At 66.5% G+C, this 17,201-nt stretch carries 13 protein-coding genes and 1 tRNA gene; 4 read left to right on the top strand and 10 right to left on the bottom strand.

Annotated elements, in window-relative coordinates; genetic code table 11:
- Positions 1-38 precede the first annotated feature (38 nt).
- Positions 39-110 (bottom strand) — tRNA-Gln (locus tag BKH28_RS12945).
- 268 nt (positions 111-378) lie between these two features.
- Between BKH28_RS12945 and BKH28_RS12940 the strand changes: the two genes are divergently transcribed.
- Together BKH28_RS12940 and BKH28_RS13920 are read left to right on the top strand one after the other, a co-directional pair.
- Complete coding sequence (locus BKH28_RS12940) at positions 379-1,140, top strand: hypothetical protein (RefSeq protein WP_075419189.1); 762 nt, start codon at positions 379-381, stop codon at positions 1,138-1,140.
- Positions 1,141-1,752: 612 nt separating this feature from the next.
- Complete coding sequence (locus BKH28_RS13920; RefSeq protein ID WP_256696065.1) at positions 1,753-1,971, top strand: hypothetical protein; 219 nt, start codon at positions 1,753-1,755, stop codon at positions 1,969-1,971.
- 130 nt (positions 1,972-2,101) lie between these two features.
- On the opposite strand, the gene gltX is transcribed toward BKH28_RS13920, so the two are convergent.
- Together gltX and BKH28_RS12925 are read right to left on the bottom strand one after the other, a co-directional pair.
- Positions 2,102-3,718 (bottom strand): glutamate--tRNA ligase, encoded by a 1,617-nt coding sequence (gene gltX, locus BKH28_RS12930; protein WP_075419188.1) that lies wholly within the window; start codon positions 3,716-3,718, stop codon positions 2,102-2,104.
- Positions 3,719-3,852: 134 nt separating this feature from the next.
- Positions 3,853-4,692, bottom strand: a complete 840-nt coding sequence (locus tag BKH28_RS12925; RefSeq protein ID WP_081380152.1) for a peptidase inhibitor family I36 protein — start codon at positions 4,690-4,692, stop codon at positions 3,853-3,855.
- Positions 4,693-5,143: 451 nt separating this feature from the next.
- Here BKH28_RS12925 and BKH28_RS12920 point away from each other — a divergent pair, with 451 nt between their 5' ends.
- Positions 5,144-5,920: a hypothetical protein gene (locus tag BKH28_RS12920; protein WP_256696062.1), complete on the top strand. Its 777-nt coding sequence runs from the start codon at positions 5,144-5,146 to the stop codon at positions 5,918-5,920.
- Between the two features lie 82 nt (positions 5,921-6,002).
- Here the strand turns inward: BKH28_RS12920 and BKH28_RS12915 are convergent, their stop codons facing one another.
- The 5 genes from BKH28_RS12915 to BKH28_RS12895 form a co-directional block, all read right to left on the bottom strand.
- Positions 6,003-6,827: a fumarylacetoacetate hydrolase family protein gene (locus tag BKH28_RS12915; RefSeq protein ID WP_075419186.1), complete on the bottom strand. Its 825-nt coding sequence runs from the start codon at positions 6,825-6,827 to the stop codon at positions 6,003-6,005.
- A gap of 25 nt (positions 6,828-6,852) precedes the next feature.
- Positions 6,853-8,448 (bottom strand): alanine/glycine:cation symporter family protein, encoded by a 1,596-nt coding sequence (locus BKH28_RS12910; protein WP_075419185.1) that lies wholly within the window; start codon positions 8,446-8,448, stop codon positions 6,853-6,855.
- A gap of 239 nt (positions 8,449-8,687) precedes the next feature.
- A complete protein-coding gene (locus BKH28_RS12905) occupies positions 8,688-10,163 on the bottom strand; it encodes an alanine/glycine:cation symporter family protein (protein WP_075419184.1) in 1,476 nt (491 codons plus the stop codon).
- A 5-nt stretch (positions 10,164-10,168) separates the two neighbouring features.
- On the bottom strand, positions 10,169-11,623 hold the full coding sequence (locus BKH28_RS12900) for an alanine/glycine:cation symporter family protein (RefSeq protein WP_075419183.1): 1,455 nt from the start codon (positions 11,621-11,623) through the stop codon (positions 10,169-10,171).
- Positions 11,620-13,167, bottom strand: a complete 1,548-nt coding sequence (locus BKH28_RS12895) for an alanine/glycine:cation symporter family protein (RefSeq protein ID WP_075419182.1) — start codon at positions 13,165-13,167, stop codon at positions 11,620-11,622. The genes BKH28_RS12900 and BKH28_RS12895 overlap by 4 nt, the downstream gene beginning before the upstream one ends.
- A gap of 209 nt (positions 13,168-13,376) precedes the next feature.
- Here BKH28_RS12895 and BKH28_RS12890 point away from each other — a divergent pair, with 209 nt between their 5' ends.
- Positions 13,377-16,043, top strand: coding sequence for a DEAD/DEAH box helicase (locus BKH28_RS12890; RefSeq protein WP_075419190.1), 2,667 nt, complete (start codon positions 13,377-13,379; stop codon positions 16,041-16,043).
- On the opposite strand, the gene BKH28_RS12885 is transcribed toward BKH28_RS12890, so the two are convergent.
- Positions 16,040-16,675, bottom strand: a complete 636-nt coding sequence (locus BKH28_RS12885) for a GyrI-like domain-containing protein (protein ID WP_075419181.1) — start codon at positions 16,673-16,675, stop codon at positions 16,040-16,042. The two genes, BKH28_RS12890 and BKH28_RS12885, sit on opposite strands and share 4 nt — an antisense overlap.
- A complete protein-coding gene (locus BKH28_RS12880; RefSeq protein WP_075419180.1) occupies positions 16,665-17,183 on the bottom strand; it encodes a PadR family transcriptional regulator in 519 nt (172 codons plus the stop codon). Before BKH28_RS12880 ends, BKH28_RS12885 begins: the two co-directional genes overlap by 11 nt.
- Positions 17,184-17,201 lie beyond the last annotated feature (18 nt).

The following is a 17,201-nucleotide window of genomic DNA, read 5'->3' as shown; positions in this document are numbered from 1 at the left end:
GGCCACTAAACGATGGGGGCCACAGATCAACAGATCCGCTGGGGTACCAGGACTCGAACCTAGAATAACTGAACCAGAATCAGTCGTGTTGCCAATTACACCATACCCCAAGGGGCTTCCCTCGGAACGAATCACGCCCGAGGCAGCGGGCAGTAATCTACACGCCCGCCCCCGCCCCACCAAATCACCAGGAGGTGAAGACCGACACACAGAAGGAAGCCAGACCCTCCTCCCTCCACCCTCCTGATCACGGCTTCGCACAGCCCCTCGCAGCCGGTATCGCACATCCCGCCCGAGTACTCACCACCGAGCCCGCCTCCAGGGGCATCCCCTAGACTCCCTCTAGTTCCTGCTCACCCCACCCCTTTGGGATGCCATATGCCCACCCAACTGCAGCACCATCGCCATGCAGGTCGCGGCCCCTGCAGCACTCGCCTCCTCACCCTTGGACTGACCCTGACCGCAGCCCTCTCACTGAGCGCCTGCGGACCCGCCCACAAGGGACAGCTGAGCGTCGAGCCCGCAGGCGCCTCCGCCGAGGCCAGCCCCTCCGGCTCGGACGCACCATCCAAGACGCCGACCCCAACGCCGTCGACAGCACCTTCCTCAACGACCTGGACGGCCCCGAATGTCACGATCTCCAATGACACCACCGGCACGTGGCGCCGAAAGGACGACATACTCAAACAGCCGATCGAGACATCGTCAGAAATCAGCCAGGCCTACAATTTCGACGCAGGAGGATGCCTGGCCATTATTTTTTACAAAGCAAACCAAACAATCTACGACGAAAGAGGAAGGGGCGGAGACAACACCATCTCCTCTGTTAAGATACAAGAGACGATGCCGAACCACAGTTCTTTCTCGGTGACCTCGGGGCCGACTCCGGTCGAAGCCGTGCCGGACGACAGTGGAACGCTCCCCGGATATGAAATCGGATACACAGCCAATGTCAAATACGCCAGCGGCTCAACCGGCGATGTGGCAGGATATCGTTTCTTCCGGCAGATCAGTGACCGGGGCGTCACCCTTGAAATCTTCCTCGAGTGCGATCCGGACAAGCTCGCCTCCTCCGATACGTGGCATCAGTTCCTGTCCTCGACACGAGTGGCGGGACTCGATGCCGGGGCCATGGGATAGATGAGCCCCGGCACTGAACCCCAGCACCTGCCCTCCTCCCTCCTCACCACTAGGAGAGCCGCATTGTCTCGTCCGGCGCAGCGCCATCGCCAGCCACTCCTCTCCCACAACGCGCCTTCCAGAGCTCGTCGCCTCACTCTGGGACTGTGCCTGGCAGCCAGCCTCACGCTGAGTGCCTGCGGCCCCGCCCACAAGGGGCAGCTGACCGTCGAACCCACAAGGGCCTCCACCGAGGCCAGCGCCTCCAGCTCAGCCACACCGCCCAGGACTTCGAGCTCGCCGCCGTCGAAGTCACCGTCCGCGCCGGCCACCTGGGCACGACCATCAGTCACCTTCGCCAATGAGGACACGTCCGTCTGGTCCCGGAACGACGACCTGGCCGACACTTCCAAGAACTCCAACGACCTTCACATCGAAGGGTATGAATTCAACGACGGAAAAGGCTGCCAGGGATACATCGTCCAACACATATCTGAAGAATTTTTCAGCCCCACCCCCACAGACGATCTGGACTCAAAGACTTTTGTCACAACTAAGTCCGGGGACTTCGCAACCTTTCAGACCACCAGCACACCCGCCATCGTCGAAGCAGTACGTGACAACAATGGAACGATGCCCGGTTACGAAGTGTCATTCAGCGGCAACGCCAACTTCTCTGACGCCCCGAATACTCCCGTCGTAGGGTATCGATTCAGCAGGATCGTCGAGAAGGAGGGGTACAATCTATATGCCACAGTTTTCTGCCCGACAGACTCATCGGCGTCCTTGGATCAGTGGCACACGATCCTGGCGGGCATCCGGGTCCAGGGAGTCGACGCCGGGGCCATGTGACACCCTCAGGGAATCGCCGTGATCCTCTGAGGGCGCTCGCGAGGCGTCTCGCGCACGATAAGCCGAGTGGGGTCAGGAACACGACGTTCCTGACCCCATCACCATTCGCATGAGAGTAACCGGCAGCGTGTCACCCGAGCCGCGCTCGAAGAGCCTTCAGCCTGGCGAGGGTGGAGTCGGTTCCGAGGATCTCCATGGACTCGAACAAGGGCGGAGACACCTGTCGCCCGGTCACCGCAACGCGCAACGGACCGTAGGCGAGACGCGGTTTGATCCCCTCGCCGTCGGGCATGCCCCGCCCTTCGACGATGGCGGCCTTGAGGGCGTACTCCAGATGGTCCTTGTCCCACCGCTCGGGGCTGAGCCCCTCCAGGGCACGGATGCCCGCGTCCAGCACGTCACCGGCCGAGTCCTTGAGCTTGCCCAGTGCTTTGTCATCCATGGCGAGATCGTCGTCCGACACGAAGAGGAAGCCGAGCATATCGCGGCTCTCACGCAACAGCTGGATCCGCGTCTGGATGAGAGGGGCGGCCGCATTAAGGATCTCCTGCTCCCGTACGGTGAGTCCGTCGAAGGAGTCCGCCGAGACCAGTGGCACCTGAGCGGTCTCGCCGGTCGGGTCGGGGTAGGCATCGGCGAGGTAGGGCACCAGCCGGTCCCGGAAGTCGGTCTCCTCCAGTGCACGCACCTGCTCGGCATTAATGGCCTCGCACTTCTTGGGGTCGAAGCGGGCCGGGTTAGGGTTGACGTCATGGACGTCGAAGGCCCCGATCATCTCCGCGGCTGAGAAGACGTCGCGGTCTGCGCTCAGTGACCACCCCAGGAGGGCCAGGTAGTTGAGAAGCCCCTCGGGGATCATGCCCCGGTAGCGGTGGATGAGGAGGTTGGACTGGGGGTCTCGCTTGGACAGCTTTCGGTTGCCCTCCCCCATGACGTAAGGCAGGTGCCCGAACTCGGGCACGGCCTGAGCCCGACCGACAGCCATGAGGGCGCGGTAGAGGACCACCTGCCGCGGAGTGGAGGACAGCAGGTCCTCACCGCGCAGAACATGGGTGATGCCCATGGCGGCGTCGTCAACGGGATTGACCAGTGTGTAGAGAGGCTCGCCACCTGCACGCACGACGACGTAGTCCGGCACGCTGCCGGCTTTGAAGGTGATAGGGCCTCGGACCAGGTCGGTGAAGGTGATGTCCTCCTCCGGCATCCGCATCCGCAGGACGGGCAGGCGCCCCTCGGCGCGGAAGGCGTCCTTCTGCTCCTGGGTCAGATCGCGGTCGAAGCCGTCGTAGCCGAGCTTGGGGTCTTCACCGCGCTCACGGTGACGGGCCTCGATCTCCTCCGGGGTGGAGAAGGACTCGTACAGGTAGCCCGCCTCCAGCAGCTCGGCGGCCACCTCCTTGTACAGCCCCATGCGCTGGGACTGACGGTAGGGCTCATGAGGACCGCCCTTGCCCACACCCTCGTCCCAGTCCAGCCCCAGCCAGGTCAGGGAGTCCAGGATGGCGTCGAAGGACTCCTCGGAGTCACGGGCGGAGTCCGTGTCCTCGATCCGGAAGACAAAGGTGCCGCCGGTATGACGGGCGTAGGCCCAGTTGAACAGACAGGTGCGCACCATGCCCACGTGAGGGGTTCCCGTGGGTGAGGGACAGAAACGTACGCGCACGGACGATGAGCCCTGCTCCGGGACGCCGGACGCAGCTGCGGGCTCAGGACGGAAGGCGGATGAGTGATCACTGAGTTCAGGCATGATGGAGTCAGGATAGTCCTCTGAGGCCGCGCCCAGGGAACAGGGCGGGGAACCTCCTGGAAGAGGTTCCCCGCCCTGCCGTGCGCACGGCTCATGGGCTCCACCGAGATGCACGCGGCCGATCCATCGCCCGATCAGTACTCGTTTCCAGGGTGCTGCATCGAGATGTGCACGTGGTCCATGTGGTTGGCGGTCGCGTTGGCGCGCTTCTTCATCTGCCTCCATCCCTCACTGGACCTGGCGATGTTGTAGATCCTCTGGTGGTGAATGACGTAGAGCACCTCGAGCGAGCCGGCGTTGTCCTTCGCCCACTCCGCGACCCTCTGACGCTCCGAGTCCGGCCCCCAGCAATCGAGTGCGTTGCCCGTGTAGTGGTCCGACTTGCGGTCCCCGGTCTCGTAGGTGTTGCACTCGATATTCGGGAACTGCTGCTGAATCTTGTCCTTGAGCCACTGCGTGCGAGGCGTGTAGCCGCCGTTGGCGCCCATCGCCCCGGCGTAGGGGTTCTTCATGGAACCCGTCGCGGGCGGTGGCTGAGTGCTGTCCGACGATCCGCCATCGCCGATGCGGTGGGAGGCGTTCTGGTTCTTCAGCGTGGAGTTGAGGTTGACCGAGGCTCCCGCAGGAATGGTCTGAGTGGCCCCCTTGTAGTTGGAGTTGTAGTAAACCGTCACCGGCTTATCGGTACGGTTGGTGACCGAGGCCACCTGATTCTTCATACACTCCCCCTTACCGTTACCGGCCCCCTTGAACTCATAGCACCGGGGCTGAGAGCTCCCATAGTTTCCAACTGAGTCTGTGAAGTCGGAGACCGACCCCTGCTGATTACTGTTGTAGTAGAAGCAGACCTCACCGGAGTCACAGACACCGTCACGCCCCGCCGCGCTGGCCGCCGACGCCGGCACCGCAAGCGCACTGGCCAAAACCAGCATCGAGGCCCCTGCAGCAATATGCCGAGCAAGCATTGTCCTCATAGCAACGACTTCCTTCCTTTCCGTCAGCATGTTCTGACGATCATGTGTTGCTCCGGATTCATATCCGGACCCCGGAACACTAAGGCGAGATCAATCACCCGACCATCGAGGTCAACCCCTATTGACATTCTCATTCACGTTTTGTACGGAGTTATTCCGCGTAGGTGTCAACACCCATTGACTATGGCCCACATGTGGCGTACCCACCCCGCTGCTCCGAGTGACGGGTACCCCGCCCCATCGCACTCAGCACTCAGGCGAAATAACATTGCGTGCATGAGCTCATGATGTCGCCGCCAGGAAGTCCTCGCGGCTCCCATCAGAGGCGACGACACCCCAATCCGTTCGGGACGATTCCCACTTAGCATTCCTTGGAGGCCCCATGTCCCCGACCCGGCGTTCCGCGGCACGCTCCACCACCCACCGCCGATCAGCACTCAGACTCCCCCTTGTGGCCGGGCTCAGCCTCGCCATGGCCGTCCCGGCTCTCGCCGCGTGCCAGGACGAGTCCGGCCCCGCGCGCCCCAGCACCTCCAGCAGTGAGTCACCATCCACCAGCGCGACCAACAAGAGCACGAGTCCGTCGGGCAAGTCCTCCAAGGCGGGCAAGAACAGCAACGTCGAGTACGTTCCCTCTTGGGAGTTCCCGCAGTCCCAGTCCGGTTGGAAGGTGACCGTCTACGACACCGACGGCAAGAACAAGATGGACAAGCAGAACGGCTGCGTGTTCACCGCGACGCAGAACCTGTACGACAAGAACACGCAGGGTGATCGCACCGAGTCGGACTATCAAGCGGAGACCACGGTCAACGCCTATCAGCAGTCGTCGGACTTCACGAATGTCTCCTTCGAGCCCACCAAGGATGACTTCTCCCTGGTCAAGGACACCGATGGTCACGCCATCGAGACCAAACGACTGGACTTCACGTACACCGGAGCCGACCACAAGGACTACAAGCTCACCAGGTTCGTCCGTGTTTTCGGCACGACAGGCACGCCCGTCGTGCTCCAGGCGATGTACGCCTGCCCCGTTGATGCTTACTCCTCCAGTGAGATGGAGACGCTGTTGAAGGCCACACCGATCAGTAATCCCGGCCCGGCCGACATGGATGAGGCCGGATCCGGTGACGGCTCCGGCAAGGACGGCAAGAGCAACGACAAGAAGAGCGAATCCGAGGACAGGAAGAGCGACGAGAAGGGCTCAGGCGGCTCGTCCAAGGACACCTGATCGGGCCACCGGCTCTCCATGGCCGAGAAGCAACACCGACACTCACCGGCATAGTTGCTCCGTGAGGAGCGACCGCGTCGGTTCAGCGGCGGACCACTGGGTTGGAGAAGGAGCCGATGCCCTCAACCTCGACCTGGACACGCTGACCGGCTCGGATCTCGCCGACTCCCGCCGGCGTGCCGGTAAGAATGACGTCGCCGGGCAGGAGGGTGAAGATCGTCGATATGTAGGAGATCAGCTCGGGAATCGTACGGATCATGTCCGTGGTCCACCCCTCCTGGACGAGGAGGCCGTCGACCCGGGCGCGTACCGCCGCATCACCGGGCGAGAAGAGGGGCTCACGGCCGGGCTCGGGAACCTCGATCCACGGCCCCAGGGGACAGGAGGTGTCGAACGCCTTGGCCCGCACCCACTGCGGCTCGATGCGCTGGCGGTCCCGGGCCGAGACATCGTTGGCGACCGTGTAGCCCAGGATGACGTCGTCGGCGTGGTCGATGGGGACGTCCTTGGCGAGGGTCTTGATGATGACAGCGAGCTCTGCCTCGTAGTGGATCTCCTCGCTCCAGGAAGGCAGGACGATGGGAGCGTCCGGGCCGATGACGGAGGTGTTGGGCTTGAGGAAGACGACCGGATCGCGGGGCGGCTCACTCTCCCCCATCTCGGTGATGTGGCTCGCGTAGTTCTTCCCGACCCCCACGACCTTGGAGCGGGGAATGACCGGCGACAGGAGCCTGGCCTCACGCAGCTCGACGACCTCACCGGTGGACTCGGGCAGGGAGTAGAGGGGGTCTCCCTTGAGGACCAGGAGGTGCCCCTCGGACTCGCCCGAGGCGACCTCTTCCTCGGGCAGGCCCTGGACGATGCCGTAGCGGGGCTCATCACCGGTTGAGAAGCGCGCGATCTTCATGGGCCTCAGCCTAGCGCTGTTGGGCTCAGCTGCCCGAGGCCTCCTCGAGTGCGGCGCGACGCTCCGTGATGGCGGCGTGGGCAGCACCATCGACGGCCCAGATGTCTCCGGGGAGCGTGCCGGGCAGGTAGGGGTTGTCAGTGGCGATGAAGCGGATCTCGTCCTTCTCACCGGCCTCGACGGCGCGGCGCTGGGCCTCCCAGTCGCGCAGGGCCCCGAAGGCCCAGCCTCCCAGGGCGAGAATGGAGACCATGTTGATGACGGTCATCGCCCCCATGACGAGGTCGGAGAGGTTCCACACGAAGGTGAGGGTGGACAGGGAGCCGACGGCGGTGGCCACGATGATCATGGCCCGCAGGGCGTAGTGCTTGTGCTGCCTGCCCTGGAGGTAGTCCATGTTGACCTGCGCGTAGGTGTAGTTGCCCAGGAGTGAGGAGTAGGCGAAGACGAAGATGATGATGGCCATGAGGTACTGCGCCCAGCCGCCAAGCACGTTGGTGACCGATGCCGAGGTCAGGGTGTTGGCGGCTGCATTCGCGGTATCCGGGTCGGCTTGAGCGGCCGCCGGGTCATAGACCCCGGAGAGCAGGACGATGAGGGCGGTGACGGTGCACACCACGATCGTGTCAACGAAGACGCCCAGGGACTGCACGAAGCCCTGCTGCACGGGGTGGGAGACGGTCGCCGTGGCGGCGATGTTGGGAACCGATCCCTCGCCCGCCTCGTTGGAGAACAGCCCGCGCTTGACGCCGTTGAGCGCGGCGGCGAAGAGGCCGCCGGCGGTTCCGGCGAAGGCCTGGTTGAGCCCGAAGGCACCCTCGAAGATGGAGATGATCGCACCCGGGATCGCACTGGCGTGCAGCACCAGAATGGTCACAGCGATGAGGGCGTAGACCACCGTCATGATCGGCACGAGCCATTCCGAGACCGCAGCGACCGACTTGATGCCCTTGAAGATGATCGGCGTGGTGATGACGACCAGGCCGACGGCGGTCATCCACGGCTCAATGTGGAAGGTGCTCTTCATCGTGGCGGCGATGGTATTGGCCTGAGTGGCCTCGTAGGCGAAACCGAAGACGAAGGTGATGACGACGGCGAAGACCCGGGCGGCGGGCTTGGATCCCAGACCGCGCTGGATGTAGTAGGCGGGGCCACCACGGAAGGAGCCGTCCGGGTGGGTGACCTTGTAGAGCTGAGCGAGGGTGGCCTCAATGAATCCGGTGGCCATGCCTACCAGCGCCACGATCCACATCCAGAACACGGCTCCGGGGCCACCCATGGTGATGGCGATGGCCACGCCCACGATGTTGCCGGTGCCCACTCGGGACGCCAGCCCGACGGCGAAGGCCTGGAAGGAGGAGATCCCGCCCTCGTTGCTGTTACGGGAGGAGGTGATGGCCCGCACCATGTAGGGAAAGAGTCGCAGCTGCACGAATCCGGTTCGCACAGTGAAGTACATGCCCCCCAGGACGAGCAGCCAGGCGAGCAGGTAGAGGAACAGGTGACCGGAGGCCTTGTCCAGGATGTCCGCGCCTTCGGTGAAGAAGGACTCCAAGGATGCGGTCCAGCTGTTGTCTGCGCTGGATGCCGCACTGTTCAAGGAAGCCAGAACCGATTGCACGTGAGAACCTCCGTAGGGGTGGGACGACGGCGCAGGCGAGGTGGGCGATAGACAGGTGAACAGCACGGGGATCGACCGTACCGGAGCACGCCTCCCGCCCAGGTCCGCTCCTCTTCCGAGAGGGGCGGGCACCGTATTCGCGAAGGCTACGGATACAGTGTTTCAATTCAGTGACGACCCTGTGGCATTGCTGCCACATGTGCACGAGGCGGTGCGGTGCTGCTCGCGGGAGCGCTGATCTACCGGATGGCCGAGTGGTCCCATGCGCCTTCCGGCAGAGGCGCCGGAAGGTACTGAGAGTCCCCGCGGAAGGCCGCCTGGTCGTCGTCCGAGGTCGACGAGCTCCGCCTTGCCTCCCAGTCCCTCAACGCGCCGACGACCCATCGGCTCAGGAGCACCAGCGCAACGAGGTTGATGATGGCGCCGATGCCGAGGAGCACGTCCGCCAGAGTCCACACGGTGGTCAGCTGCTGCACGCTCCCGACACCGGCGCAGACGACGGCGCCGATCTGGAGCGCGCGCGAGACCCCGGGACGGTCGGAGAGGTAGTCGAGGCAGACCTGGGCGTAGGAGAAGGCCCCGATGATGGTGGTGTAGGCCAGGACGACGACGAGCAGCGCCATGGGCCAGCGGCTCCACTCCCCCACGAGGTGGGCGATGGCGTCCTGGGTCAGAGTTCCCGCGCGTTCCTTGGCGCTCGTCCCGGGCTGGAGGACGTCTGCGCCCGCGACCAGGATCGCCAGCGCCGTCGCTGTGCAGACGAACAGGGTGTCCACCACGACCCCGAAGACCTGAATGAATCCCTGCTGGACGGGGTGACTCACGGTGGCCGAGCCCGCGGCGCAGGCGGCCCCTCCCAGTCCCGCCTCATTGGAGAACAGGCCGCGGCGCACGCCATTGAGCAGTGCGGCGGTCACTCCGCCGGCCAGGCCGCCCAGCCCCTGCCGTAGGCCGAATGCCCCCTCGATGATGGAGCGCAGCGCCTCCCACGCCTGGACCGGGTGGGTCAGGAGGATGGCCAGAACCAGCACCAGGTAGGCCAGGGCCATGAACGGGGCGAGGTACTCCGCCACGCGGGCCATGGCGCGCAGGCCCCCCAGGAGGACCGGGGCGGTCAGGGCCACGACGAGGACGGCTCCCAGGCTCGGCGAGAGCCCCCCTGCCCCCTGGAGGGAGGCGGTGATGGCGTTGGCCTGCACCATGGGCATGACCAGGCCGTTGGCGATGAGGAAGACGACGGCGAACACCCCGCCCAGGATCGGCAGCCTCAGTCCTCGCGAAATGTAGTAGGCGGGACCGCCACGGAAGGTGCCGTCCGGGCGACGCACCTTGAACAGCTGGGCGAGCGTCGCCTCGCTGAAGGCGGTGGCGGTTCCCAGGATCGCCACGAGCCACATCCACAGCACGGCTCCGGGCCCACCCATGATGAGTGCCAGTGCGACCCCGACGATGTTTCCGGTCCCCACCCGGCAGGCCAGCCCGACGGCGAAGGCCTGGAAGGAGGTGATGCCGCCGTGGCTGCCGTCGCGGGAGCCGACCACCGAGGCGGCGATCGCGTCGGTGTGCCGCAGTTGGACGGCCCGGGTTCTGACGGTGAAGAAGATGCCCGCGCCGATGAGGAGCCACATGAGGCCCCAGGAGTAGAGCATGTCGGAGACGGAGGCCAGGACGGCGTCGACCTGGCCCATCCATGAGGTGCGCCCCAGAGATGGCATGAGAATCAGCCCCGCTTCACCACGTCGTCGGGCTCCCAGATGCCGGGGACCACATCACCGGGCAGGAGGGAGTTGCCATGGCCCACGAAGGCGGGCTCGGTGATGCCCCGGGCACGCTGGGACTCGAAGTCCCGCAGGGCTCCGATGACCCAGGGGGCCAGCCGGACAATGACGACGAGGTTGAGCACGCCCAGGAGCCCCAGGGCGATGTCGGACAGGGCCCAGACGACAGGCAGAGTCAGCACGGTGCCGCCGAAGGCCGCAGCGGTCAGGAGGATCCCGAAGATCTGCTCGGACCGGCGCTCTCCGCCCAGGAAGTTGACGTTGACCTGTGCGTAGGAGTAGCAGCCCAGCACCGTGGAGAAGACCAGGACGAAGATGAGCACCACCATGGGCCAGGTGGTCCAGGCACCCAGGTGCTCGGCAACGGCCTGCTGGGTGAGGATCGCTCCGACCAGGGAGTCATCGCCGGGGCGGTAGGTCTTGGTGGTCAGCAGGATGAGCAGGCCGGTGGCCGTACACACGAGGATCGTGTCGACGAAGACACCGAAGGACTGGATGAGGCCCTGTCGCACGGGGTGGGCGACGGTCGCGGTCCCGGCGGCATTGGGGACGGTTCCGAGCCCGGCCTCGTTGGAGAACAGCCCGCGACGCACGCCGTTGAGCAGCGCAGCGAGGATTCCTCCGGCGGTGCCGAAGAGGGCCTGGTTGAGGCCGAAGGCCCCTTCAAGGACGCTCCCCAGGACCTCGGGGAGCCTGCCGATGTTGAGGATGATGACCACCACGGCCATGAGCACGTAGGCCAGCGCCATGATGGGGGCCAGCCACTCCGCGACGCGGGCCACGAGCCGGACCCCTCCCAGGACCACGGGGGCGGTCAGCAGGACGAGGAAGACCCCAACCATCCAGCCCGAGACGCTGGGGACGGTGGCGGTGATGACCTGGGCCAGTGAGTTCGTCTGCACCATGACCACCGTCACGCCGACTGAGACGATGCAGATGGCGGCGAAGATCTTGCCCCACAGGGCCGATCCCAGACCGTTCTTGATGTAGTAGGCGGGGCCCCCGCGGAAGGTGAAGTCCCGGCCGCGCTCCTTGAAGATCTGGGCGAGCGTGGACTCCACGAAGCTGGTGGCCATCCCGATGAGGGCGACGATCCACATCCAGAACAGGGCGCCGGGGCCGCCGGCCACCACAGCCAGGGCGACTCCCGCAATGTTGCCGATGCCGACGCGTGCGGCCAGCCCCACGGCGAAGGCCTGGAAGGAGGAGATGCCGCCCTGCGCGCCGGATCGGGACCCGGACAGCGAGTGGACCATGGTGCCGAAGTGGCGCAGCTGAACCAGACGGCTACGTGCGGTCAGGTAGATGCCGGCCAGGATGAGCAGGGCGGTGAGAAGATAGGTGTAGAAGAAGTCGTCGACGGAGTTGAGCAGGTTCTCGATACTGGTGAGGTTCATGCGTCGGCTCCTGTCGAGGCGGCGGGCTGGCTACTGGCCGGGGTGGCTGCGGGAACAACGTCGTCGGCGGTGCTGTCCGCCTCGGACAGGTTGGCCCTCTCACCGGTCCAGACGTCACCGGGGAGGTCACCCGGCAGGTAGGGGTTGCCCACGCCGTTGAACAGGGGGGCGACTCGTCCCGCCGCGCGCTGGGCGTCCCAGTCCCTGAGCGCCCCCACGCCCCAGCGGGCCAGCCAGATGAGGGCGACCAGGTTGGTCAGGGTCATGATGGCCATGGTGATGTCGACGGTGTTCCACACGACGGTCAGAGTGGCGAGGGCTCCCAGCCCGGTGGAGATCACCGAGACGAGCCGGGGCAGCCAGCGCCATGCGGGCCGCTCGGAGATGAAGGTCATGGAGACCTCGGAGTAGGTGGCTGCGGCGATGATGGAGGAGAAGGCCAGGACGAAGATGACGATGGCCATGGGAATGGCCGTCCAGCTGCCGAGGGTGACGGCGACCGCGTCGGAGGTCAAGGTTCCCGCGGCGTCGGGGGTCAGCGTGCCGGCCTTGACGAGGGCGGGGCTGTAGACGCCGGAGACCAGGATGATGAAGGCGGTCGCGGTGCACACGATGATGGTGTCGACGAACACGCCGAGGGACTGGATGAGCCCCTGCTGGACGGGGTGGGCCACGGTGGCGGTGGCGGCGGCGAAGGGGGCGGTGCCCTGCCCGGCCTCGTTGGAGAACAGGCCACGGCGGGTCCCGTTGGTCAGAGCGGCGATGATGCCCCCGGTCACCCCTCCGGCGAAGGGAACCGGGCCGAAGGCCGAGAAGACGATCGTGGCCAGCAGCCCCGGGAGCTGAGTGATGTGGAGGGCGACGATGACGACGGCCATGACCACGTAGACCAGGGCCATGATGGGCGCCATCCACTCGGTGACGCGGGCGACCCGGCGCACTCCCCCCAGGATGACCAGGGCGGCCAGCCCCACCAGCACCGCGGCGGCGACGCTCGGGGGCAGGTGCAGCGGGGAGTCCGGGCCGATGACTCCGGCGACGGCATTGGACTGGACCATGATGATGGAGAAGCCGCAGGTGAAGATCGTCAGCCCCGCGAAGGCGATTCCCAGGGGACGGCTGCGCAGTCCTCGCGCCATGTAGTAGGCGGGCCCGCCGCGGAAGGAGCCGTCGGTGTGGCGGACTTTGAACATCTGGGCCAGGGTCGCCTCGAAGAAGGCGGTGGCCATGCCGACCAGGGCGACGACCCACATCCAGAAGATCGCGCCGGGGCCACCCAGGATGAGGGCGGCGGCCACCCCGAAGACATTGCCGATGCCCACGCGGGCGGCCAGGGAGATCGTGAAGGCCTGGAAGGAGGAGATGCCTCCTTGAGCCCCGGAACGCGACCCGGCCACCTGGCGGAACATGTCCGGCAGGCGGCGGAGCTGCACGAAGCCGGTGCGGACGGTCAGCAGGATCCCGGTACCGACGAGCACCCACATAGTGATGTGGAGCGTGATCCAGTCCGAGACCGCCTCAAGCTGAGCGGCGAGGGCATCCATGGGAGATTCAGCCTTTCACGGTGTCGCGACAGGTGGGGACGGCCCGCATGCTCTCATGAATCGGCGCCCGGAACATAGTGCGGTCGTTCCTCAGGACGCGGACGCGGCTCGCCAGCATCGGATTCCCGCGAGCCTCCCGGATCATTCACTGTCCAGCCCCGTGAGACGATGACGCCGTGACCTCCCAGACTGCTCCGGCCCTCAACGCGATGCTCGACGCCCTCATTCCGGCTGATGATCCCGAGCGCGTCCCCGAGCCCGAGGAGGTCTACCTGGCCTTCTCGAACTGGGCGGAGACGACCGGCCGCCCCCTCTACCCGCACCAGGATGAGGCGCTGTCGGAGATCCTGGAGGATCGCCACGTCATTGCCGCCACCCCGACCGGTTCGGGCAAGTCGATGATCGCGTTGGCCGCCCACACCGTCTCCCTGGCCCGCGGGGGCCGCTCCTACTACACGGCGCCGCTCAAGGCCCTGGTCAGTGAGAAGTTCTTCGAGCTGGTGCGCCTGTTCGGGGCGGACAACGTCGGCATGGTCACCGGGGACACCTCCATCAACGCCGCTGCCCCGATCATCTGCTGCACCGCGGAGATCCTGGCCAACCAGTCCCTGCGCGAGGGCGAGGACATGGACGTGGACTGCGTCATCATGGACGAGTTCCACTACTACGCCGACCCGCAGCGCGGCTGGGCCTGGCAGGTGCCCCTCCTGGAGCTGCCCCAGGCTCAGATGGTGCTGCTGTCGGCCACGCTGGGCGACGTCTCCTTCTTCGTTCGGGACCTGCGCGAGCGCACGGGCCGCGAGGTCGCCGTCGTCGACGACGCCGTGAGGCCGGTTCCCTTGGAGATGGAGTACGTCGTCGAGCCGATCGGTGAGCTGCTTCAGCGCCTGGTGGGGCAGGACAAGGCGCCGGTCTACGTCGTCCACTTCTCCCAGAAGGAGGCGGTGGAGCGGGCGACCTCCCTACTGAGCGTGGATCTGGTGCCCAAGTCCCGCAAGGCCGAGGTCGTGGAGGCGCTCGGTGACTTCCGCTTCGGGGGAGGTTTCGGGGCCACGCTCTCCCGACTGCTGCGCGCCGGTATCGGCGTGCACCATGCGGGTATGCTGCCGCGCTACCGGCGGCTGGTGGAGCGCCTGGCCCGCGAGGGCCTGCTGTCCGTCATCTGCGGCACGGACACGCTCGGGGTGGGGATCAATGTGCCGATCCGCTCGGTGGTCATGACCTCGCTGGTGAAGTTCGACGGATCCAAGGAGCGCCACCTCACCGCTCGCGAGTTCCACCAGATCGCCGGGCGGGCCGGGCGCGCCGGCTTCGACACCCGCGGCTACGTCGTCGTCCAGGCCCCCGAGCACGTCATCGAGAACGCCAAGGCGCTGGCCAAGGCCGGCGACGACGAGCGCAAGCGCCGCAAGATCGTGCGCAAGAAGGCCCCCGAGGGGCGCGTCAACTGGACGGACAAGACCTTCGAGCGGCTGCGCGACGCGGCCCCGGAGACTCTGACCAGCCAGTTCCAGGTCACCACCACCATGGTGCTGAACCTCATGGAGCGCGACGGCGACCCGGTGGCGGCGATGGCAGGCCTCCTGGAGCGCGCCCACGAGCCAGAGGCCCAGCGACGCCGCCACGTGCGCCGCGCCCTGGAGATCTATCTGTCCCTGCGCACGGCGGGCGTCCTGACACATGTCTCCAGCGCCCAGGCCGCCGCCGACGGGCGCCCCCGGCTCCGCCTGGCCGTGGACCTGCCTGCGGACTTCGCCCTCAACCAGCCCCTGGCCCCCTTCGCCCTGGCGGCCATGGACCTGCTGAACGTGGAGTCCCCGGAGCACACGGTCGACGTCGTCAGCGTCGTTGAGGCCACCCTGGACGATCCGCGCCCGCTGCTCTACGCCCAGCAGCGCGCCGCCCGCGGCGAGGCGATCGCCGCGATGAAGGCCGAGGGCATGGACTACGAGGAACGCATGGCCGCCCTGGAGGAGATCACCTGGCCCCAGCCCTTGGCCGAGCTGCTCACTCCTGCCCTGGAGATGTACAAGCAGGCCAACCCGTGGATCGCCGAGCATGAGCTGGCACCGAAGTCGGTGGTGCGCGAGATGGTGGAGAACGCGATGACCTTCTCCGACCTCATCTCCCGCTACGAACTGGGGCGCAGCGAGGGCGTGGTGCTGCGCTACCTGACCGACGCCTACCGGGCGCTGCGCCAGGTCGTGCCTGAGGAGCACCGCACACCCGAGGTCACCGAGCTCATCGACTGGCTGGGGGCGCTCGTGCGCGCCGTCGACTCCTCCCTGCTCGACGAGTGGGAGGCGCTCGGCCAGGCCCAGGCGGGCAAGGCGGGTGAGATGGCCGGCCTGCTGGAGGCCGATCGTCCCGGCGCGGACGACTCGGCCGGAGTGGAGCGGGCCTTCGGCGCGGGCGAGGACGGGACGGTGGCCTTCACTCGCAACCGTCACGCCTTCCGGGTGGCGGTGCGCCGGGAGATGTTCCGGCGCGTGGAGCTCATGGCGCGCGACGACGTCGAGGCCCTGGGCCGCCTGGATGCCTCCTCCGGATGGGGCGAGGACCGCTGGGATACGGTGCTGGGGCGCTACTGGGACGAGTACGACTGGATCGGCACGGATACCTCCGCCCGGGCGATCTCACTGGCGCCGCTCGACGAGGCCCCCGATGAGACGGCCCTGGCGGCCGCCGGGGTCAGTGAGCGCCTGCGCGAGGCCCTGGAGACCTCCGGCAGGCAGGTGTGGCTGGCCACGCAGGTCCTGGAGGATCCCGACGGCGACCACGACTGGCGTCTGACGGCCCTGGTGGACCTGGCCGAGTGCGACCGGGACAAGCGCGCGGTCGTCCACTTACTGTCCGTGGGCCCGCAGCAGGGTTAGTCCGCCTCGCTGGTGTCCGCGACGGGCCTCACCGGTTGACGCAGGACGGTCTTCGTCTTCTCCGGAGCCACGCGCCTGGGGTCGCTGAGGTAGATCTCGTGGTGGGGCCCGTTCCAGGTGAGTCCGAGTCGCGGCATGACCTCGTCGTGCAGGCGTGCCAGGGTGGGGGCCTCGTCGTCGTAGGTGCCCACGTGGAGGATCTGCAGCGACCTGCCCTCGATCAGGGGGAGCTCCTTGAGGACGGAGATGGGCAGCTCGGGCTTCTTGCGTGCCGCCCGCACCAGCCCTTCGGCGATGTCCTGCGAAGAGACCGCCTCGGGCAGGGGGATCATCATGGTCCAGTCCCACTCCCCCTTGTCTCGGGCGATGAAGGCCGCGTTGTCGGCGCTCGTCCATAGTCCCTCCAGGGGGCCGACGACGAAGTCGTCGCCGGTTCGTTTCTTCAGCACGGCGCGGATCGCGTAGGCGCCTGCGTAGAGCGCCTGGATCGCGGTGGCGTAGGCCGGTGAGGTGTTGGGGTCGCCGTGGCCGTCGATGGCCAGGTGGGTCATGGCCGGGACGTCCACCTCTGTGAAGTCGGCTCGCCCCGGCAGGTACAGGTCCTTGCGGTCCTTCTTGATGTCAGTCCTCATCACTGCCTGCTTTCTTGAGAAGGGTTCGGGTCCAGGCGAGATCCGCTTCCTGGCGCAGGATCTCGTAGTCGAAGATGGCCAGGGCGTGCTCCTCGTCGACCTGGGCGCGCAGAGCGCGCAGCTCATCGAGTCTCTTAACGAGCGCCTCGGCGCGCTGCGCGAGGAGGGCCGCAAGCTCGGGATCGTCGAGCCTGGGGTAGGCGTTGAGCGCCGGGAGCACTCCGGAGCAGGGCGGGGCCGGGGCGAGGACGCGTTCACCGGCGGCCCTCCTCAGCTCGCGGTGCCCGGCCGCGGTCACGCGGAAGACGGTGCGCCTCCCCTGGGAGCCCTCGTCGGGCTCAAGGAGCCCCCGTTCCGACAGGCGCTTAAGGAGGTAGTACACGGAGGAGAAGGCCAGGGATGTCCACTGGCGGTAGCCACGCTGCTCGATGACCCGGTCAAGGTCGTAGCCATGGCGTGGCTGCTCGGCAAGGAGCGAGAGGAGAACGATGTCGGCGTCGGATGGCACGCCATTACTCTAGCGCTA

It is taken from the genome of Actinomyces oris (genome assembly GCF_001937665.1).
Taxonomy (GTDB): domain Bacteria; phylum Actinomycetota; class Actinomycetes; order Actinomycetales; family Actinomycetaceae; genus Actinomyces; species Actinomyces stomatis.
Note: the sequence above shows the minus strand (reverse complement) of the source record. Positions and strands in the feature narration are given on the sequence as shown.